At 60.5% G+C, this 20,055-nt stretch carries 18 protein-coding genes and 1 pseudogene; 15 read left to right on the forward strand and 4 right to left on the reverse strand.

Annotated features, from left to right (window positions below; genetic code table 11):
- Positions 1 to 651 precede the first annotated feature (651 nt).
- Together ACLEXF_RS04600 and ACLEXF_RS04605 are read left to right on the forward strand one after the other, a co-directional pair.
- Positions 652 to 1,566, forward strand: coding sequence for an SDR family oxidoreductase (locus tag ACLEXF_RS04600; RefSeq protein WP_004202642.1), 915 nt, complete (start codon positions 652 to 654; stop codon positions 1,564 to 1,566).
- Between the two features lie 190 nt (positions 1,567 to 1,756).
- On the forward strand, positions 1,757 to 2,002 hold the full coding sequence (locus ACLEXF_RS04605) for a YmjA family protein (RefSeq protein WP_004202643.1): 246 nt from the start codon (positions 1,757 to 1,759) through the stop codon (positions 2,000 to 2,002).
- 67 nt (positions 2,003 to 2,069) lie between these two features.
- Here the strand turns inward: ACLEXF_RS04605 and ACLEXF_RS04610 are convergent, their stop codons facing one another.
- Positions 2,070 to 2,963: a LysR family transcriptional regulator gene (locus ACLEXF_RS04610; RefSeq protein WP_065802456.1), complete on the reverse strand. Its 894-nt coding sequence runs from the start codon at positions 2,961 to 2,963 to the stop codon at positions 2,070 to 2,072.
- Positions 2,964 to 3,077: 114 nt separating this feature from the next.
- On the opposite strand from ACLEXF_RS04610, the gene ACLEXF_RS04615 reads away from it, so the two are divergent.
- Together ACLEXF_RS04615 and sra are read left to right on the forward strand one after the other, a co-directional pair.
- Positions 3,078 to 3,929 (forward strand): Vmh family MBL fold metallo-hydrolase, encoded by an 852-nt coding sequence (locus ACLEXF_RS04615; RefSeq protein WP_065877602.1) that lies wholly within the window; start codon positions 3,078 to 3,080, stop codon positions 3,927 to 3,929.
- 177 nt (positions 3,930 to 4,106) lie between these two features.
- The gene (gene sra, locus ACLEXF_RS04620; protein WP_004202647.1) at positions 4,107 to 4,247 is read left to right on the forward strand and encodes a stationary-phase-induced ribosome-associated protein; all 141 of its coding nucleotides are present in this window, start codon (positions 4,107 to 4,109) and stop codon (positions 4,245 to 4,247) included.
- Here the strand turns inward: sra and ACLEXF_RS04625 are convergent.
- Complete coding sequence (locus ACLEXF_RS04625) at positions 4,244 to 4,351, reverse strand: hypothetical protein (RefSeq protein ID WP_032425875.1); 108 nt, start codon at positions 4,349 to 4,351, stop codon at positions 4,244 to 4,246. The genes sra and ACLEXF_RS04625 overlap by 4 nt on opposite strands.
- Positions 4,352 to 4,429: 78 nt before the next feature.
- Here ACLEXF_RS04625 and ACLEXF_RS04630 point away from each other — a divergent pair, with 78 nt between their 5' ends.
- The 4 genes from ACLEXF_RS04630 (at position 4,430) to ACLEXF_RS04645 (ending at position 9,778) form a co-directional block, all read left to right on the forward strand.
- On the forward strand, positions 4,430 to 6,127 hold the full coding sequence (locus tag ACLEXF_RS04630; protein WP_004202648.1) for an NAD-dependent malic enzyme: 1,698 nt from the start codon (positions 4,430 to 4,432) through the stop codon (positions 6,125 to 6,127).
- Between the two features lie 183 nt (positions 6,128 to 6,310).
- Complete coding sequence (locus ACLEXF_RS04635) at positions 6,311 to 7,018, forward strand: hypothetical protein (protein WP_004202649.1); 708 nt, start codon at positions 6,311 to 6,313, stop codon at positions 7,016 to 7,018.
- Positions 7,019 to 7,705 (forward strand): hypothetical protein, encoded by a 687-nt coding sequence (locus ACLEXF_RS04640; RefSeq protein WP_004202651.1) that lies wholly within the window; start codon positions 7,019 to 7,021, stop codon positions 7,703 to 7,705.
- 360 nt (positions 7,706 to 8,065) lie between these two features.
- Positions 8,066 to 9,778, forward strand: a complete 1,713-nt coding sequence (locus tag ACLEXF_RS04645) for an ABC-F family ATP-binding cassette domain-containing protein (protein ID WP_065877596.1) — start codon at positions 8,066 to 8,068, stop codon at positions 9,776 to 9,778.
- A 33-nt stretch (positions 9,779 to 9,811) separates the two neighbouring features.
- Here the strand turns inward: ACLEXF_RS04645 and ACLEXF_RS04650 are convergent, their stop codons facing one another.
- Together ACLEXF_RS04650 and ACLEXF_RS04655 are read right to left on the reverse strand one after the other, a co-directional pair.
- Positions 9,812 to 10,765 carry a bifunctional helix-turn-helix transcriptional regulator/GNAT family N-acetyltransferase gene (locus ACLEXF_RS04650; RefSeq protein ID WP_048294916.1) on the reverse strand — a complete coding sequence of 318 codons (954 nt, stop codon included), beginning with the start codon at positions 10,763 to 10,765 and terminating at the stop codon, positions 9,812 to 9,814.
- 106 nt (positions 10,766 to 10,871) lie between these two features.
- Positions 10,872 to 11,508: pseudogene (locus ACLEXF_RS04655) on the reverse strand (inorganic diphosphatase); the annotation flags it as partial.
- Positions 11,509 to 11,761: 253 nt separating this feature from the next.
- Here ACLEXF_RS04655 and adhP point away from each other — a divergent pair.
- The 7 genes from adhP (at position 11,762) to ACLEXF_RS04690 (ending at position 20,052) form a co-directional block, all read left to right on the forward strand.
- A complete protein-coding gene (adhP, locus tag ACLEXF_RS04660) occupies positions 11,762 to 12,772 on the forward strand; it encodes an alcohol dehydrogenase AdhP (protein WP_004202657.1) in 1,011 nt (336 codons plus the stop codon).
- 157 nt (positions 12,773 to 12,929) lie between these two features.
- A complete protein-coding gene (locus ACLEXF_RS04665) occupies positions 12,930 to 14,552 on the forward strand; it encodes a TIGR04028 family ABC transporter substrate-binding protein (RefSeq protein ID WP_048324359.1) in 1,623 nt (540 codons plus the stop codon).
- Positions 14,553 to 14,562: 10 nt separating this feature from the next.
- On the forward strand, positions 14,563 to 15,507 hold the full coding sequence (locus tag ACLEXF_RS04670; RefSeq protein ID WP_407259782.1) for an ABC transporter permease: 945 nt from the start codon (positions 14,563 to 14,565) through the stop codon (positions 15,505 to 15,507).
- The gene (locus ACLEXF_RS04675) at positions 15,504 to 16,352 is read left to right on the forward strand and encodes an ABC transporter permease (protein ID WP_017900524.1); all 849 of its coding nucleotides are present in this window, start codon (positions 15,504 to 15,506) and stop codon (positions 16,350 to 16,352) included. Before ACLEXF_RS04670 ends, ACLEXF_RS04675 begins: the two co-directional genes overlap by 4 nt.
- A complete protein-coding gene (locus ACLEXF_RS04680; RefSeq protein ID WP_017900523.1) occupies positions 16,349 to 17,965 on the forward strand; it encodes a dipeptide ABC transporter ATP-binding protein in 1,617 nt (538 codons plus the stop codon). The genes ACLEXF_RS04675 and ACLEXF_RS04680 overlap by 4 nt, the downstream gene beginning before the upstream one ends.
- Positions 17,965 to 18,951 carry a putative FMN-dependent luciferase-like monooxygenase gene (locus ACLEXF_RS04685; RefSeq protein ID WP_423265734.1) on the forward strand — a complete coding sequence of 329 codons (987 nt, stop codon included), beginning with the start codon at positions 17,965 to 17,967 and terminating at the stop codon, positions 18,949 to 18,951. Before ACLEXF_RS04680 ends, ACLEXF_RS04685 begins: the two co-directional genes overlap by 1 nt.
- 9 nt (positions 18,952 to 18,960) lie before the next feature.
- Positions 18,961 to 20,052 (forward strand): alkylhydroperoxidase domain protein, encoded by a 1,092-nt coding sequence (locus ACLEXF_RS04690; RefSeq protein ID WP_004202667.1) that lies wholly within the window; start codon positions 18,961 to 18,963, stop codon positions 20,050 to 20,052.
- Positions 20,053 to 20,055 lie beyond the last annotated feature (3 nt).

A 20,055-nucleotide genomic window follows, 5' to 3' on the forward strand; every position in this document is an offset into this window, starting at 1 on the left:
ACCTTTGGTTTGATCAATATCGGTTGGTAAATGGAAAATGACCCTGTTACAAATCATCGCCCTCGATATCTAACACTAGAGGAATACCCGCAGGAGTCAAATTAATTTTGGCCATCACCCAGCGCATCGACAAAATAAATTAACCACAGCGAAGCGGCAATAAAAATTAATTTTTACGCAACTCCCTTATTCGCTTTGGGTTATATGTACCTTGTGAACTGTACTGTGGACATTGGTTCACGTTTGTAAACTAATGAAAATAATCTGATGAATAAATGTTTCTACTAATCCCGGGCTGCCACCCTTCCAAAAATTAACACCAAAGAGGTATACCATTATTATCCATGCGTAGCGGATTACCCTATTATTCCCCTTTTCACTTTGTCTCCCTCTCTGCCTTTAAAAAATCTCCGCCGCGCAGCAAATAAAATAGCCAGCCCGCATTAAGTCATGATGGAATAATCCTAATTTAACCCCGGCAATGATAACGCAGCGCTATTTGCTTAAATACGCCGGGGATCAGTCGGTTAAGGAATAACAATGCGTCTTTTCGCGGCCATTCACTGGCCCTGGGTGAGTCATCCGGGGTCTGGCGATGGGGGAACCTGACCTATCCTTACAGCTGGCCCGTTCTGTCTGAAGGAGATGACTATGCAAGATGAAAAACCGCCCATGAAGAAACTACCCACCTCCATGTTGCCAGAAGAGACGGCTCCACGTCCGGAGTTCCCGGAGCAAGAACAGAACCCGCCGGGTCTGGATGCGGAAATGGAGCCGTCACCGGACCATGGGGAAACCAGCTACACCGGCACCGGGCGGCTGGCCGGTAAGAAAGCGCTAATTACCGGCGGCGACTCCGGCATTGGCCGCGCGGTGGCGATCGCCTTTGCCCGCGAAGGGGCCGATGTCGCCATAAGCTATCTGCCGGAGGAGCAAGAGGACGCCGATGAAGTCATCGCTCTGATCAAAGCCGAAGGCCGCACCGCGGTGGCCCTGCCGGGGGATATTCGCTCCGAGTCCTTCTGTCAGTCGCTGGTGGCCGACGCGGTGCAACAGCTGGGTGGCCTGAGCATCCTGGTCAATAACGCCGGACGTCAGCAATATTGTGAGACCCTTGAGGAGCTGACCACTGAAGACTTTGACGCCACCTTTAAGACCAATGTCTACGCGCCGTTCTGGATCACCCGCGCCGCGCTGCCCCATCTCCAGGCCGGGAGCGCGATCATCAACACCACCTCGGTGCAGGCCTATAAACCCAGTCCGATCCTCCTCGATTACGCCCAGACCAAAGCCTGCCTGGCGATCTTCACCAAATCGCTGGCCAAACAGGTGGCAAAACGCGGCATTCGCGTTAACGCCGTAGCCCCCGGCCCTTACTGGACGGTGCTGCAGTCCAGCGGCGGTCAGCCGGACGAGAAAGTGAAACAGTTCGGGAAAGACACGCCGATGGGGCGCCCGGGGCAGCCGGTCGAGATCGCCCCGCTGTACGTCACCCTGGCATCCGATGCCTGCTCATATACCTCCGGCCAGGTGTGGTGCTCTGACGGTGGAGACGGGGTAGTCTAAGCCTCCTGGCAGACCGGCGTGCGGCATCGCGCGCCGGTTTTACCCTCCGTCCCCCGGGGAGCGATATCTGCCCTCTCGCCTCGCCGCCGCAGCGATTTTTCCTCTCCTGCAGCCGACCGGCTGCGTGCTATGATACTCGCCCGCCGCTGTGCGCTAACCCCGGCCCTGACGCCAATCCTGAGGACGACAGATGAGTAACGACATTCCCCTGAAATTTTATGACATCGTGGACGAATACGAGACCGAAGCGGCTGCCCCGGTTAAGGATGAGGAACGCGATGCGCTGGCGCGCTATTTTCAGCTGCTGATTGCGCGATTAACCAACAACGAAGAGATCGATGAAGAAGCGCAGCAGGAGATGGCCCGCGAGGCGGCCATTGACGAACGCCGTATTGACGATATCGCCAACTTCCTTAATCAGTGGGGCAATGAGTAAGGTTGATCCTTGGCTTTCCGGCAGGGCAACCGCCCGCCGGCGCTGCCGCTGAAGGCGGCGCCGTTGCTCAGGCATCGGCGAGCGTCTCCCCCAGCCGTCGCTGCAGCTCATCCAGAAACAGCGGCAGCCCATCGGGCTGATAGTCGCGGGAAAGATAGATGCCGTAAACGCTCAGCGCCTTCGGCGTCCAGTCAGGAAGCACCACCTCCAGCGCGCCGCTGGCAATCGCGCTCCGCGCCTCCAGTTCGGGGAGCATCGCGATGCCGCACCCCGCGACCGCCGCCTCCAGCAGTAAGGAAGAGATCCCGGCGCTCAGATTACCGTTCACTGCCACCGACGCCTCCTGACCCTGTGCATCGCTGAATTGCCAGCGCTGGCCGGCAAAATGACTGTATAACAGGCAGTTATGCTGTTGCAGATCGTCAAGGGTCGTCAGCGGACCATGCTGGCGGAGCCAGCGCGGCGCAGCGCAGAGTAGCGACCGGCACACGCCGAGGCGGCGAGCGATAGCCCCCGCCTCCGGATTATCGGTAATGCGAATAGCCACGTCGATGCGCTCGCCGATCAGGCTGACCGGATGGTTATTGATATCCAGCTCCAGACGCAACAGCGGATAACGGGCAAGAAAATCCGGCAGCAGCGGGGAGATCAGCTGCATCGCGGTAAAATGCGCGCACGCCACCCGCAGCGTGCCGCTGGGGTCGGCACGCTGGCGTTCGCCGGCGATTTCATCGGCGATCCGCGTCAGGCCGCGGGTCTTGAGCAATACCTTCTCCCCGGCCGGGGTCAGCGTCAGCCGCCGGGTTGAGCGATGGATCAGCCGGGCGCCGGCCCAGCTCTCCATCTGTTCCAGATAGCGGCTGACCATCGGGCGCGACATCCCCAGCGCGCGCGCCGCGGCGCTGAGGCTTCCCAGCTCGCAAATTCGCAGATACACCTGCGCCGCAATTACCCTGTCCATCACGCCCCCTTTATCTGCACGATTTATGAAACTCAGCATCTCTTATTTCAGGAATTCTATCAAATGGCGAAATCCGTACAATGCTACGCATTCCCCTGTCATTGAGAATGAATCATGAAATTATCTGCTCTTGCTATTGCCACCGCCCTGTTCAGCGGCGCGGTCTTCGCGGCGCCGCTGACGCTGCAGACTTACAACCCTCAGGAGAAAGGTCTTTTTGCCGTCAACTCCACCCTCGTTTCCGGCCCGCATGAAGCGGTGCTGTTTGACGCCCAGTTCAGCGTCAAAGACGGCGAAAAGCTGGTAGACATGATCAAGAAAAACGGCAAACCGCTGTCGCGGATTGTGATCACCTCCGGCGATCCTGACTTCTATTTTGGCCTTGAGCCGCTGGTGAAAGCCTTCCCGCAGGCGGAAGTGGTCGCCACGCCGGAAGTGGTTAAACATATTGCAGCCACCAAAGCGGCAAAGCTGGCGTACTGGGGACCACAGATGAAAGACGGTGCGCCGACGCAGGTATACGTCCCGCAGGCGCTGAAAGCCAACAGCTTTACCATCGATGGCGAAAAAGTGACGATTATGCAGCCCCATGACTACGCGGCGTTCGTTTGGATCCGGGCGAACAAAACGATCCTCGGCGGCACCGGCGTGGCCTGGGGCATGCATCTCTGGACCGCCGACACCCAGACGCCGGCCAGTCGACAGCAGTGGCGCACTACGCTGGACCAGATGATTGCTCTGCACCCGCAGCTGGTGATCCCGGGACATTACCTCGGCACGCCGCCGGAGGGTGACAGCGCGGTGCGCTTTACCAAAACCTACCTCCAGCAGTTTGAGCAAGCGCTGAAGACACATAAGGACTCCGCCGGGGTGATCAAGGCAATGGAGACACAGTGGCCAGGGCTGGCGGAAACCAGCTCGCTGGAGCTCAGCGCCAAAGTTAATACCGGCGAGATGAAGTGGTAACGCCGGCGCTGCGCGAGGGAGACTGTTCTTAATCTGGCGCACTGAGGTTGCTATTGCCCTGAAAATGGACCACCCTACCTGTGGCCGCATAAAAAACGTGCGGCCAACTTTGGGTTACATTTCATCCGGTCACCACCGGGTTTGCCCTTGAAACCAGAACAGGATAAAGGAGTCAGAATGAAATCGAACCATCAGGCACGTCATCTTCTCGGTCTGAACTACAAGCTTTCCCAGCAGAAAAAAGTGGTGCTGGAAGGCGATGAAGCAACCACCCTCAACCATATCCATGCTACCGGCCGCAAACGCCGCGGTGGTTAATTTTCAGCCTGAGTGATGATAAACAACACCGTCCTGTTGCCAGGATGGTGTTTTTTTATGGCAATTGACGGCTTGTTTACCCGCTTGAAGACCTTCTGCTCTATACTCTGCCCGCTGCTTTTCCACCCGCCCTTCGCTTATCGCCGCGCCGGGACTGTGGACACGATCAAGGAGTTAGTGCGATGCAATTTACCCATAAGAAAAACCGTTCCCTGTACATCCCCTACGCGGGTCCCGTTCTGCTTGAATTCCCCCTGCTCAACAAGGGCAGCGCCTTCAGTATGGAAGAGCGCAGCAGTTTCAACCTTCTTGGCCTGCTGCCGGAAGTGGTTGAAACCATTGAAGAGCAAGCGGAACGCGCGTGGATCCAGTATCAGGGATTCAAAACAGAAATCGACAAACACATTTACCTGCGTAACATCCAGGACACCAACGAGACCCTTTTCTATCGCCTGATTGGCAACCATCTCGAAGAGATGATGCCGGTTATCTATACCCCGACGGTAGGCGCCGCCTGCGAACGTTTCTCCGAGATTTACCGTCGCGCCCGCGGCGTCTTTATCTCCTACCAGAATCGCCATAATCTTGACGACATTCTGCAGAACGTACCGAACCATAACGTCAAAGTGATTGTGGTGACCGATGGCGAGCGTATCCTCGGCCTCGGCGACCAGGGCATCGGCGGGATGGGGATCCCGATCGGCAAACTGTCGCTGTACACCACTTGCGGCGGCATCAGCCCGGCTTACACCCTGCCCATCGTGCTGGACGTCGGAACAAACAACCAGCAGTTGCTGGACGATCCGCTGTATATGGGCTGGCGCCACCCGCGTATTACCGATGACGAGTACTACCAGTTCGTTGACGACGTGATCCAGGCGATTAAGGCCCGCTGGCCGGACGTGCTGCTGCAGTTTGAAGACTTTGCGCAGAAGAACGCTATGCCGCTGCTCAACCGCTACCGCAATGAGATCTGCTCCTTTAACGACGATATCCAGGGTACCGCGGCGGTGACCGTCGGGACGCTGATCGCCGCCAGTCGCGGCGCCGGCAGCCAGCTGAGCGAACAGAAAATTGTCTTCCTCGGGGCGGGCTCCGCCGGCTGCGGCATCGCCGAGCAAATTATCGCCCAGATCGTCCGCGAAGGACTCAGTGAAGAAGAGGCCCGCCAGCGTGTGTTCATGGTTGACCGCTTTGGCCTGTTAACCGACGGCATGCCTAATCTGCTGCCGTTCCAGAACAAGCTGGTGCAGAAGCGCGAACATCTGCAGGGCTGGGATACCACTAACGATGTGCTCTCCCTGCTCGACGTGGTGCGCAACGTGAAACCGAACATCCTGATCGGCGTTTCCGGTCAGCCGGGGCTGTTCACGGAAGAGATTATCCGCGAGATGCACAAGCATTGCCCGCGGCCAATCGTGATGCCGCTCTCCAACCCAACGTCACGGGTGGAAGCCACGCCGCAGAATATCCTGAGCTGGACCGACGGCGAGGCGCTGGTCGCCACCGGCAGTCCGTTTGCCCCGGTTACCGTCAAAGGCAAACAGTACCCCATCGCCCAGTGCAACAACTCCTATATCTTCCCGGGCATTGGTCTGGGGGTGATCGCCTCCGGCGCGTCGCGGGTCACCGACGAGATGCTGATGGCCGCCAGCGAAACCCTGGCGAAACACTCGCCGCTGGTGAACAACGGTGAAGGTCCGGTGCTGCCGGAGCTGAAGGATATCCAGACCGTCTCGCGGGCGATCGCCTTCGCGGTCGGTAAGGTGGCTCAGGAGCAGGGCGTGGCGGTGAAAACCTCCGCAGAAGCGCTGCTGCAGTCCATCAGCGATAATTTCTGGCTGCCGGAATATCGTAATTACCGCCGCACCTCAATTTAATCGCGCTCACCGGGCCGAACGATCGGCCCGGTTATTAATAGCGTCCGGATAATATTTCCCACCACAGAAACGCCTTTTCCGCCCATATTCATTTATCGTAAAAATAGAAAACGGATAGCATTTGCCGCGCGCCCTCCGCTGTGCAAAATAGTTGTTTCTCACCCCCTCACAACGGAATGTGAAATGCAAAAATTAACCCCTGACGCGAATAAAGCGAAGGCTATTCTGATCCGGATTGTCTTACTCCTCACGGGTAGTATCGCCATCATCGCCGGCCTGTGCCTCTCTGGCGGCGATATGTGGATGCTCACCCCGCGCGCTGAGCAGTATCAGCCCGCTACCGGCGATCTGGTGGACATCGTCATCTATACGCCGAGTAAATTCTTCTTCGCCCTGCTCTACGTGTTGTTTCTGACTCTGGTCTGGCTGTTGGCGGTGCGTAATATTCCCTGGCGGCCGATACAGCATCCGCTATTCCCGCTGATGGTACTGATTGCCGCCGGGATCTTTATTTTCCTCCATCCGGAGGTCACCCCCGGACGGGATGCCAGTATTCAGTACGGGAAACACAACGTTTATTACACTGCCATTTTCTGGATGAAGACAAATTCTAACCAACGTATCACTCAGCCCTCTAAATATGAGATTTTTGTTGAAGCGAAAGATCCGCGCTGGCCTGTCGACAGGGATAATCTTCATCGCGCCTGGCGCTGTGAAGTGCAGCGGCACAGCCAGTTTTACACCCTGTCATTCAATGAGGGCTGGTTTCCGAACGGCGATCCGCAGGTCATGGCTCGCCAGTGCGCTCCGGTAAACGATCTTAACGCACTCAGCGACACGGCAATCATGATTGCCCGCCCGATCGCCCCTCTCCCTGGTGAGGTAGCCTAAATGAGCCAGCAAAAAATCGTTCTGCAACCGCTATTACGGGTCTGGTTGGGGCTCTTTAGCGGGCTGCTGCTGGTGAGCGCCATCAGCGCCTTTCACGGCGAGTACTGGTATTTCGGCGATAAGCAGGCGCTTTACGCGGCAAAAGCCGGCGAGGTGTCGGTGCATGAACTCTACACGCCGGCGAAAATCCTCTTCGCTGTTATCGTCAGCCTGATCCCGCCGCTGCTCTGGCTGCTGCTGGTTAACCGTCGGGCGCCGCGGCCGCTGACCCACCTTCTCCCGCCATTGCTACTGCTGCTGGCGGGACTGGCTTTTTTCTTCCTGAGACCCGACGTGATTCCCGGCGGGGAGACCACCGTCTATCGCTACGGCGAGCGGGAGCGCTACTACCAGACGGTCCGCTGGCAGAAACCGGAGCCGGGCGCGTGGCGGGGTACCCGTTCTGAGTACAAAGTGTATATCGAATATCGCGATCCCAAGGGATATCGCAAAGCCGACAATATTAAAAACGCCTATACCTGTGAAACCCACCGGGAGTCTCGCTTTTTTACCTTAACCACCGAGGAAGATTGGTATCCGGATGCGTATCCGAATATTCTCGACGCCCCCTGCCAGGCGATAAAGGATCCCCAGGCGATGACGGAATATACCCGCGACCACGCCCGCTGGTTTCCTATCATGTTCTAGCAAACACATAAGACCTCTGCGCCAACCCGGCTTCGTAGGCAAAAGTGGCGCCGGCGAAAGCTGGCGGGGACGCCCCCTGCCAGTTTTGTCACTGGCGCGCTTTTCCTTTCCCCACTACACTGCCATCACCCATTCACTAACTGAATATAAAAGGAGGCCCCCCATGCTGTATTGTGAAATGTTTATTGTTTCACATGCCTTAGGCAATGGCGCCAGCTCAAGCGTTATCGGTATCGTGCTGCGATAACTTTGGCTTGAGCGAAGACCCTTCACAGAATCCCTTCTCTCCGGCTTACCGGGTTATCGTCAGCGAGTTTTGACGAGGCATTCGCATGCCTGTAACTCTTGAGTAAGTTGACTATGAGTACATTACTAACTGCCCATGCGCTCCACGTGGAGACGGCTTTTGGGCCGCTGTTTAACACCCTCTCCTTCACCCTGAAGAAAGGCGACCGTATCGGTCTCATTGGCCATAACGGTTGCGGCAAAAGCACCCTGCTGCAGGTGCTGGATGGCACTCTCGCGCCCACCTCGGGCAGCGTCTCGCTCGCCGGTCAGTGTCTGATGGCCCGCGTTGAACAGCATCTGCCGGAGGCGCTGCGTTCGCAGTCACTGCTGCAGGCGGTGCTGGCCCCGTTACCCGCCGACGCCCGGGAAGCACAGCGCTGGCTGGCCGAACGCCTGCTGGCGCAGATGGGCTTCACGCCGGCGGTGATGGCGCAGCAAACCAGCACCCTAAGCGGCGGGCAGCACACGCGCCTGCTGCTGGCCCGGGCGCTGATCCGCCAGCCTGACCTGCTGCTGCTGGATGAGCCCGGCAACCATCTCGATCTACCCACCCTGTTGTGGCTGGAAAGCTTCCTGCAAACCTGGCAGGGGAGCTTCGTGCTGGTGTCACATGACAACACCTTACTGGATGCTGTAACTAATGCCAGTTGGATCCTTCGCGACCAGACGCTGCACAGCTTCGCCTTGCCCTGCAGCGCTGCCCGTCAGGCACTGCAGGAGCAGGATGAAAGCGCCGCATTACGTCATAAGGCCGAGCAAAAAGAGATCGACCGGGTCAGCGCCAGCGCCCGGCGGCTGGCCACCTGGGGTCGGGTGTATGACAACGAAGATCTCGCCCGCAAAGCCAAACAGATGGAGAAGCAGGTCGCCCGCCTGAAAGACGAGCAGACTGAGCTCAGCGTCGGCCCGCCGTGGCGCCTGGTGTTGCAAGGGGACGCCCTGCCGGCGGACCGCCTGCTGGAGATGGACAGGCTGCCGGTGGCCCCCGCGCCGGGACTGCCGGCCCTGTTTACCACCGGCGTGGCGCGACTGCGCAGCGGAGATCGCGTGGCCATCATGGGGCGCAACGGCGGCGGTAAATCGTCCTTGCTGCGCCTGCTGTGGCAGCAGATGAACGACGCATCGCCTCTTCCGGGGCTGCGTCTGCACCCCCGGCTTCACCCCGGGTATTACGACCAGACGCTGGCGCAGTTGCCGGACGATGCCAGCCTGCTCGACGCCCTGACGCCGTTCGCCCCGTCGGCGGACACCCGGAAACGGGCGCTGATCGCCGCTGGATTTGGCTGGGCGAGGCATGGTCAGAAGGTCAGCACTCTCAGCGGCGGTGAGCGGTCGCGGCTGCTGTTCGTCGGCCTGTCGCTGGCGCGCTACAGCCTGCTGCTGCTGGATGAACCCACCAACCATCTTGATATGGAGGGCAAAGCGGCGCTGGCGCAGACGCTCCGCGACTACCCCGGCAGCGTGCTGCTGGTTAGTCATGACCGCCAGCTTATTAGCGAAAGCTGTAACCGCTTCTGGCTGATCGACCGCGCCGGGCTAACGGAGTGGCACAGTCTGGAAGAGGTTTATGCCCGTCTGCAGGCGCAGCCCTCCACCCCGACGGTGGCCTACTCACCTCAGGAGCCGTCACTCGCGGCTGATGATGAAGAGGCGCTGCTGGCGCGCCTGATCGCTCTGGAGCAATGGCTGGCGGACGACATGGCCCGTAAGCCGAAACATCAAAAGCCTGCGCTGCAGGCGCAGTGGCGAGAGGAGATCGCCCGGCTGCTTAATCAACTGGGGTAATCTTCGCCCCCCGCCGGCTAAGGCACCCCGCCCTTAGCCGGCGTTGCCTGGCCGGGTAAACTGCTGCTCGGTCATCACCTTTCCCCACTGTTCCCCCTGCCATTCGCAGGTTAACGTGAAGCCAAAGGACTCATACAGTTTGCGGGCCGCGTCCAGACCTTTAAACGTCCACAGCTGAACGGCGCTGAACTGACGACTATCGCAGAAAGCCATCGCCTCACTGAGGAGCCGCCTGCCAATGCCGGTTCCCCGACAGCTGTCATCGAGAATGAACCAGCGTAGATGCGCCTGCTGCTGGCCGAGATCCTCGCCATCGATCGCCACCGAACCGACAATCTTCCCCTCGCGCATCGCCAGCCAGATCTGGTTGGCCGGCGAGGAAAGCCGGGTGGCAAATTCCGCCACGCCGCTGGCGACCTTGCCTTCAAAAAAAGCGCCGAAGTCATGGTGCCGGGCGTAATACTCCCCGTGCATCTGGGCTATCCGGCCGATCATCCCCGGCTGATAGCCGGTCACCAGCGAAATCTGCGGGGTCGTATCCGCCAGCGCGATATCCCGACACTGCGCCAGCGCCTGCGCATAGGCCGCCAGTCCGCTGGCGACGGTCCGCTGCTGCGGCTCATCCAGATGGCCTAACGCCTCCACCACCCGGCGGGTAGCCCACGCGTTGATCATCGCCACCGTATCGTGCCCCTTGGCGGTCAGCGCCAGCGATTTAGACCGCGCATCCTCCGCGCAGGGACGTTCCTCCAGCTCCCCGGCCGCCAGCAGACGGGCAACCATCCGGCTGACGCTCGATTTTTCCAGGCCCAGCAAAGTCACCAGCTGGGCGGCGGTCATCGCCCCTCTCACCGACACTTCGAGCAGGGTATGCACCGCCGACGGCGAATAGTGGGTGGCGGCCAGCGTGGTGTTCATAAAACCCAGCTCGCGCACCATTAACCGTGAGGCGGTACGGATCTGTTGGATTAAGGAGGTGTCAGCCATAGCGATGCGTCCAGATCAAGATATAGTTGTATTATACAACCATCTATCGCAGGACGCGTCAAGAGGATAACCCCTCCAGTACGGCTGGGTAGCGTATCGGATGATGGAATGCTGCGGGCGCCGGACTCCGCCCGCGATAAATATTATTGCGGGTTCTTCCCCTTCCAGGCTTCCCAGGCCGATTTGATCTCCTGCTTCGCGGCGGCGGCATCATTAAACCCAGCTAGCTCGACCTTTTTCCGCCCCTCCGGCAGTTCTTTATAGACCCGGAAGAAGGCCTCCAGCCGCTGCTGCTCGATTTTCGGCAGATCGGCGATGGTCTTGATATCGTCATAGGTGGGATCAATTTTGCTGGCCGGCACGGCGATGATTTTGTCGTCTTTCTCACCGCCGTCTACCATCTTAAGGACGCCGATCGGCCGCAGCTTAATCAGCGTGCCCGGGGCCATTGGCGCGCGGGTGTAAAACACCACGTCCAGCGGGTCGCCATCCCCGGCCAGCGACTGGGTTAATGAACCGTAGTTTGCCGGGTAAGCCACCGGCATCGACTGAAAGCGGTCGGCGATGATAAATCCTGTTTTGGCGTCGGTTTCATACTTAATGATCCCGCCAGCCGGGATCTCGGTAACCGCGTAAAACTCTTCGGGATTGTTTTCCGGCTGCGGGAATTCCAGCACATTGTGAGCCTGTGCGGCGGCGGAAAAAAGCAGACCGGCAGTGAGGAGCGTTTTGACCAGATGCATTGTTGTATCACTCTGTTGTTATAAGAAATTGATGCGCAAAACAATAGTGTTGAGTGATGAAGAAAACATGACCATTCAGTGACGCTATTATTACCTACCAAAATTAGAGGTATTGTCTGAATTTTGTGCTATCGTTGTAGCAAAAAACCACATCCTGTACTAAAGCGCCTTGTTTTTTTCCCCATAGCGTCTAATCCTTATTAGGTAGTATTGCATTAATAAAATTAATCATTCCCCTCACAAGGAGACAGGCATGAAGGCAGCTGTTGTTACCCACGACCATCAGGTTAACGTTACGGAAAAAACGCTGCGCCCGCTGGAATACGGCGAAGCGCTGTTGAAAATGGAATGCTGCGGCGTGTGTCATACTGACCTGCACGTGAAAAACGGCGATTTTGGCGATAAAACCGGCGTTATTCTTGGTCATGAAGGGATCGGGGTAGTACAAAAAGTCGGCCCTGGCGTCACCTCCCTGAAGCCGGGCGATCGCGCCAGCGTGGCGTGGTTCTTCGAAGGCTGCGGCCACTGCGAATACTGTAACAGCGGCAACGAGACGCTGTGCCGCTCGGTGAAAAACGCCGGTTATACCGTCGACGGCGGCATGGCGGAAGAGTGCATCGTCACCGCCAACTACGCGGTTAAAGTCCCGGACGGCCTCGACTCCGCCGCCGCCAGCAGCATCACCTGCGCCGGGGTCACCACCTACAAAGCCGTTAAGGTCTCCCACATCAAACCGGGCCAGTGGATCGCTATCTACGGCCTCGGCGGCCTGGGCAACCTGGCGCTGCAGTATGCCAAGAATGTCTTTAACGCCAAAGTGATCGCCATCGACGTCAACGACGGCCAGCTGGAGCTGGCGGCCTCGATGGGCGCCGATCTGACCATCAACTCGCGCAATGAAGATGCGGCGAAAGTGATTCAGGAAAAAACCGGCGGCGCGCATGCTGCCGTGGTGACCGCGGTTGCTAAAGCGGCCTTTAACTCGGCGGTGGATGCCGTTCGCGCCGGCGGCCGCGTGGTGGCGGTAGGCCTGCCGCCGGAAGCAATGAGCCTCGATATTCCACGTCTGGTGCTCGACGGCATCGAAGTGGTCGGCTCGCTGGTCGGTACCCGTCAGGATCTGGTGGAAGCCTTCCAGTTCGCCGCCGAAGGCAAAGTGGTGCCGAAAGTCACCCTGCGCCCGCTGGAAGATATCAACGCCATTTTTAAAGAGATGGAGCAGGGTCAGATCCGCGGCCGTATGGTTATCGATCTGCGTAGCTAATCGCCAGCGCCTCTCCCGCCCGGGAGAGGCGCTTCCCCTCGCTTCCCCCCGCGAAAAGTAAATGCAATTTCCGCAAATGCTTAGCGCAATTCCTTGGTTCCTTTGTTTTTAGTCGCGCCCGATGATGGCAACACAATAGATAACAAAGGAATTCACCATGCATCGTCATTTTCGCCTGCCCGCGCTGGCCGCGCTGTTTCTTTCCGGCGCCTTCTCCGTCTGGGCCGCCGACACGCCGGTTAAAGGCGGTACCTTAATTTATCTGGAGCAGCAACCGCACACCAATCTCTATCCACCCGCCGGCGGCTTTTATCCAAACGGCGGCATTCTCAATCAGATCACCGACAAGCTGACCTGGCAGAACCCGAAAACGCTGGAGATTGAGCCGTGGATCGCCGAGAGCTGGACCAGTAATGCCGATAAAACCGAGTACACTTTCCACCTGCGCAAAGGGGTCACCTTCTCGGACGGTACGCCGCTGGATGCCGCCGCCGTCGCCAAAAACTTCGACACCTATGGGCTGGGCGATAAAGCCCACCGCCTGCCTGTCTCGGAGGTGATCAATAACTACCAGCGCAGCGAAGTGATCGACCCGCTGACGGTGAAATTTTACTTCAACAAACCGTCGCCGGGCTTCCTGCAAGGGACCGCCACCATCGGCTCCGGTCTGGTGTCCCTCAGCACCCTGCAGCGCAATTTTGAGGAGCTGGGCGATGCCCGGCATATCATCGGCTCCGGTCCCTTTGTGGTGCAGGATGAAAAACCGGGCCGCGAGCTGACGCTGGTGGCGCGCAAGGATTATCAGTGGGGGCCGAAAAACATCGCCCAGCAGGGGCCCGCCAACCTCGACGGCATCACCTATATTGTGACCCCGGAAGACAGCGTGCGCATCGGCGCGCTGCTGGCCGGCCAGGCGGGCTTTATTCGCCAGGTGCAGGCCTACGATGAAAAGCAGGCGACCGATCAGGGATTTAAGGTCTACGCCGCCCCTACCCGCGGGGTCAACGACAGCCTGAGCTTCCGCCCGGATAACCCTCTGGTCGCCGACCTGCGGGTGCGCCAGGCCCTGCTCCATGCCACCAACGCCAAACAGGTGGTGGAGACGCTGTTCTCCGCTAACTACCCGCAAGCCACCTCCGTGCTGGCCAGCTCTGCCGCCGGCTATGTCAATCTGAGCGATAAACTGACCTTCGACCAGGCCAAAGCCCGGCAGTTGCTGGATGAGGCCGGCTGGAAAGCGGCCGCCGACGGGATTCGCAGCAAAGACGGGCAGCGGCTGGCGCTGACGGTCTATGAGTCGCTCCCGCAGCCGCAGAATAAAGAGGTGCTGCAGCTGATCGCCCAGCAATGGCGCCAGGTGGGAGTCGCGTTAACGGTCAAAGCCGGGGATGCCGGCAGCCGTACGCTTGACAACCTCGACCCGCAGAAAACGCCGCTCACCGTTTCGGAAGTGGGCCGCGCCGATCCGGATGTGGTAAAAAGCATGTTTTTCCCCAACAACCGCGACGCGCTGCTGCAGAAAGGCGGCTCCAGCGATAAAGTACAGCACTTCCGCGATGATAAGCTGAACGATCTGCTGACCGGCATCTCCGCGGCGGTGGAGCCACAGCAGCGCCTGCAGTTAACCGGCGATGCCCAGCGCTATCTGATCGATAACGCCTATGTGATCCCGATTTTCGAAGAGCCGCAGGTGTTCGCCGGCGCGCCCTGGGTGAAAGGCGTCAGCTTCGAGGCCGTCGGTCGTCCGTCGTTCTACAGCGCCTGGCTGGATAAACATTAAGAGGCCGGATATGAGCGCTTATCTTCTGCGACGGTTCGGTCAGGGGCTGCTGGTCCTGTGGGCGGCCTTTACCCTCACCTTTTTCCTGCTGCAGGTGCTGCCAGGGGATGCGGTGCTGATCAAGTTTCAGAACCCGGACCTCGGTCTGAGCCCGGCGCAAATCGCCGACATGCGGCTGGCCTACGGCGCCGACAGCCCGCTGTGGCGCCAGTACCTGCACACGCTACTGGCAATGCTGCACGGCGACTTTGGCTATTCCCTGCAGGCGGGTCTGGCGGTCAGTAGCCTGATTGCCAGCAACCTGCCGGATACCTTAAGCCTCGCCCTGCCGGCCTTCCTGCTGGCCGTGATCCTGGCGTTCACCCTCGCCTTCGCCTCGCGTCTGCCGGGGCTGCGCTGGCTGAGCAACCTCCTGCAGTCGCTGCCGGTGCTGTTTATCTCGCTGCCCACCTTCTGGCTGGGTATCGCCCTGATCCAGCTCTTTTCGTTTCAGTTGCGCTGGATCCCGGTGATCAACCCCGGTCCGCTGGAAGGGCTGATTTTACCGGTTATCGCCGTCGCGCTGCCCATCTCCGCCCCGCTGGCGCAGATCCTGATGCGCAGCATGGATCAGGTGGCGGTTCAGCCCTTCGTCGCGGTCGCCCGCGCCAAGGGAATGAGCGAGACCGGCGTCCTCTGGCGCCATGTGATGGGTAACGCCCTGCTGCCTGCGCTGAACATAGCCGGGCTACTGCTGGGCGAGCTGATTGCCGGGGCGCTGATCACCGAGACCGTCTTCGGCCGCAGCGGCCTCGGGCAGCTGACCCAGCAGGCGGTGAATAACCAGGATATTGCTGTGCTGCAGGCGGTGGTGATGATCTCCGCCCTCGGTTTCGTCCTGATCAACCTGCTGGTCGACGTGGTCATGCCGCGGCTGGATCCCCGACTCCAATTACAGACCGGAGGTGTGAAATGAGCCTGGTCGACTATGCCATCGCGGTTCGCCGCCGCCCGGAGTGGCGCAGAGTGCGTCTGCAGCCAGGCCTGTGGCTGGCGTGGGCGGTGATGATCACCGCCCTGTTAATGGCCCTTGCCCCACAGTGGTTTACCTCCGCTAACCCACTGGAAGGGATCCCCGGCGCTCAGCGCCTGGCGCCGCAGGCGCACTACTGGCTGGGCACCGACCAGTTGGGCCGCGACCTGTGGACGCGGGTGGTTTACGGCGCGGTACATTCTCTGTCGGCGGCGCTAATCGCCGTGGCCATCGGCCTGGTGGTCGGCACCGCCCTTGGCACCCTCGCCGGGGCACTGGCCGGACGCGTGGAATCCACCCTCATGCGCCTGGTGGATGTCCTGCTGGCCATCCCCTCGCTGCTGCTGCAGCTGACGGTGATCATTCTGCTGGGTTTTGGCACGGTGAATGCGGCGGTGGCGGTCGGCGTCGCGGCTATCGCCAGCTTCGCGCGCCTGGCGCGGGCGGAAGTGGTGCGCGTGCGCCACAGCGATTACGTCGAAGCGGCCCGGGGCAGCGGCGGCACCTTTCTCGCCATCTTCTGGCGTCATATCCTGCCCAACTCGCTCACCGCGGTGCTCGCCTTCGCAACGCTGCAGTTTGGTCAGGCGATGCTGGCTCTGGCCACCCTCAGCTTCCTCGGCTACGGCACCCCGCCGCCGGTCCCGGAGTGGGGATTACTGATCGCCGAAGGTCGTAATTACCTGTCGACCGCCTGGTGGCTGACCACCTTCCCCGGCCTCGCCGTGGTCGCGGTGGTCCTTGCCGCCAATCGTCTTAGCCGCCAGTGGAGTGGAGTACGCCCATGAACGTTCTGTCTGTTGAAGATCTGCGCATCAGCTACCGCTCGCGGGGCGAATGGCGCGAAGTGGTGCATAACGTCAGCTTTTCCATTCAGCGCGGCGAAATGCTGGCCTTCGTTGGGGAATCTGGCTCGGGGAAAACCACTACCGCGCAGGCGATTATCGGCCTGCTGGCGGATAATGCCCGCCGCGACGCCGGGCGAATTATTCTCAATGGCGAAGTGATTAGCGACTGGTCGGCAAAACGCCTGAACCGCCTGCGCGGAGTGAGCATCAGCCTGGTGCCGCAAGACCCAGGCAATTCGCTTAACCCAGTAAAAACCATTGGTCAGCAGGTGGAAGAGATTCTGCAACTGCATCAATCCCTCTCCGCCGCCGAACGCCGGCAGCAGGTCCTCAACCTGCTCGCTAAAGTCGGGCTCAGCCACCCGGAACAGCGTCTTGACCAGTACCCGCATCAGCTGTCGGGCGGGATGAAGCAGCGGGTGCTGATCGCCATCGCCATTGCCCTGCAGCCGGATCTGATTATTGCCGACGAGCCTACCAGCGCCCTTGACGTCACGGTGCAGAAGCGCATTCTCGACCTGCTCGATATCCTGCGTCGCGAGTCGGGAACCGCCGTGCTGTTTGTCACCCACGATCTGGCGCTGGCCGCCGAACGCGCCGACCGGATCATGGTGTTTCGCCAGGGCGAGATTCAGGAACAAGGCGCCACCGAGACAATTGTCCGGCGTCCGCAGCACCCTTACACCCGCCAGCTGCTCCGCGATCTGCAGGACGCGCCGCTGAGGCTGACGGCGGATCGTCCTCGTCCGCTGGCCACGCCGGCCATTCGCGTCGACGGGATCAGCAAACGCTTCTCGCTGGGCAAACAGGCGCTGCAGGCGCTCGACAGCGTCAGCTTTGAGGTCAGGCGCGGCAGCACCCATGCGCTGGTGGGCGAGTCCGGCTCCGGGAAAACCACCCTGGCGAGGATCCTGCTGGGCTTCGAGCGCGCCGACGCCGGACAGGTGACCATCGACGGTATTGACGCCGGGCATCTTAGCCGCGAGGCGCAGCGTCAGCTGCGGCGCAAAATCCAGTTCGTCTATCAGAACCCCTTCGCTTCGCTCGACCCGCGCCAGACGCTGTTCGCGATTATCGAAGAGCCATTAAAAAACTTTGAGCGCCTCAGCGCGGCGACGCGTCGCCAGCGTGTGGAGAGCGTCGCCGCGCGGGTGGCACTGGCCCCGGAGCTGCTGTCGCGGACGCCGCGGGAGCTTTCCGGCGGCCAGCGGCAGCGGGTGGCGATTGCCCGGGCGCTGATCCTCGAGCCGGCGATCCTGGTCCTTGACGAAGCGACCTCGGCACTCGACGTCACCGTTCAGGCGCAGATCCTCGCCCTGCTAGAGCAGCTACAGCAGCAGCTTGGTCTGAGCTATCTGTTCATTACCCACGATCTGGCGACGGTGAGGCGGATTGCCGACAGCGTCACGGTGCTGCGCGCCGGCCAGGTGGTGGAGCATGGCGACGTTGGCCGCCTGTTCGCCGCCCCGCAGCAGGCCTACACCCGCGAGCTGATCGCCGCTATCCCCCAGGTTTCCCCCCGCTTAGCGCAGCCCTATACGGAGAACGCATAATGCCTAAACGCCTCGGCTTTTTTACCCGTCTGCTCGACCAGGGCTCTGCGCAAACGCGCTACCGGCTGGCGGCCGAACAGATCCGCCACGCGGAGCGCGTCGGCTTCGACAGCGCATGGATTGCCCAACACCATTTTCATGAACAGGAAGGCGGCCTGCCTTCCCCGCTGGTGTTTCTCGCCCACGTCGCGGCGCAGACTGACCGCATTCGCCTCGGCACAGCCATTATCACGTTGCCGATGGAAAATCCGCTGCGCGTCGCCGAAGACGCGGCGGTGCTGGATTTACTCACCGACGGGCGTCTGGAGGTGGGGTTTGGCTCCGGCGGCACGCCAACCTCATTTCTGCCCTTCGGCCTGACCAGCGAGCAGCGCGGAGCGGTGTTTGCTGACCATCTGCACCTGATCCACAGCGCCTGGCGCGGCGACACCCTCAGCCACCCGGACAACCATCTCTATCCGCCGGCGCCGCAGCTGGCGGCGCGAATCTGGATCGCCACCTTCTCGGTGGAGGGCGCCATCCGTGCCGGTCAGGCGGGACACGGGCTGATGCTGTCCCGCACGCAGCCTCGGCCGCCCAGTGAGCCGCGCCTGCCGCTGGACGCCATTCAGAACCCGATCATCGACGCCTATCTGTCGGCGCTGCCGGACGGCGTTGCGCCGCGGATCCTCGCCTCGCGCACCGCCTTTGTCGCTGACAGCCACGCCCACGCCCTGCAGATCGCCGAACCCGGCCTGCGCAAACAGGCGGCACAGCACCGGGAAGCGGGTCATCGGATAGAAGGTGACAGTGTCACCGACTATCTGCAGCAGCTGGATGCCCACGTCGGCGATCCTGAGCATGTTATCGCCTCCCTGGCGCAAGACAGCGTGCTGGCCCGCGCTACCGATATTTCGTTTCAGGTGCACTCGGTGGAGCCTTCGCACCGGGATACGCTGCGTTCCATTGAGCTGATCGCCCAGCATATTGCCCCCCACATCAGATAAGGAGTCACCATGACGCTGAGTCAGGATATTCTGGCCGAACTGGCGGAGATCGCCATCGGTTCCCCGCTCGATCAGGCGCGCGCAATCCGCGACGCCGCCACCCGTCACGCCCAGGGAAGTTATGAAGTGCTGTTCAGCCAGCAGGATACTGACTTTCCTCTTGATGAACGCTTCGCCGTGGCCGCGAAGGTGGCGAAATTGCACCAGGCGGACGCGCTGGCGGCGCACTATGCCGGCTTCGGCCTTGCCGACCCGACCACGGACCGTCTGGTTCCGGCGCTGGCCTTTGCCCGCCTGCTGACCTTCACTCCTGTCGAAGCGACCCCCGCCGCGCTGCACGCTCTGACAAAAGCAGGCTGGAGCCTGCGGGGCATCGTCACCCTGGCGCAGCTGGTGGCCTTTATCGGCTTCCAAAGCCGCCTGCTGCTGGGCCTGCGGGCGCTCAACCATCAGCCCATCGTCAGCGCCGACACGCCGGTGGTGGCCGGGTACTGGCACACCACCCCACAAACTCAGAGCGGCAAAGCGGCCCCGGTGCGTTTCACCCGTGATGAACTGCATTGGGAACCCTGGCTGGCGGATAAACCGCTGGCGGAATTTAGTCCTGAAGAACAGGCGATCCTGGCAAAATATGGCCATAGCGATTCGCCTTACTTCCGCCTGCTGGCGCGCAACCAGCCAGTGCTGGAGCAGCGGACGCTGACTGATAAAGGCATTTTCTATACCCCAGGGGGATTGCCGCGCGCCGAACGTGAACTGGCCGCCACGGTGGCCAGTAAAATCAATGGCTGTATTTACTGCGCCTCGGTGCATGCCCGCAAAGCGGCGCAGCTGGCGAAGGACGAGACCGCCGTCGACACGCTGCTGGCGGTGACGCCGGGAGAAGATCTGCGCGGCGGGCAGTCGCCGCGCTGGCAGGCGGAGATCGATGCCGCCGCCGCGCTGTCGGTGACGCCGCCCGCACTGAAAGCCAGCCATCTGGCTGCGCTTGATGAGCAGGGCTTAGATACCCTGGCCCAGCTGGATCTGCTGCAGTCAGCGGCCTTTTTCGCCTGGGCCAACCGGCTGATGCTGACGCTCGGCGAACCCTGGCGTGAGTAAGCG

The sequence above is a fragment of the Klebsiella pneumoniae complex sp. WS1778 genome, assembly GCF_049472055.1.
GTDB lineage: Bacteria > Pseudomonadota > Gammaproteobacteria > Enterobacterales > Enterobacteriaceae > Klebsiella > Klebsiella quasipneumoniae.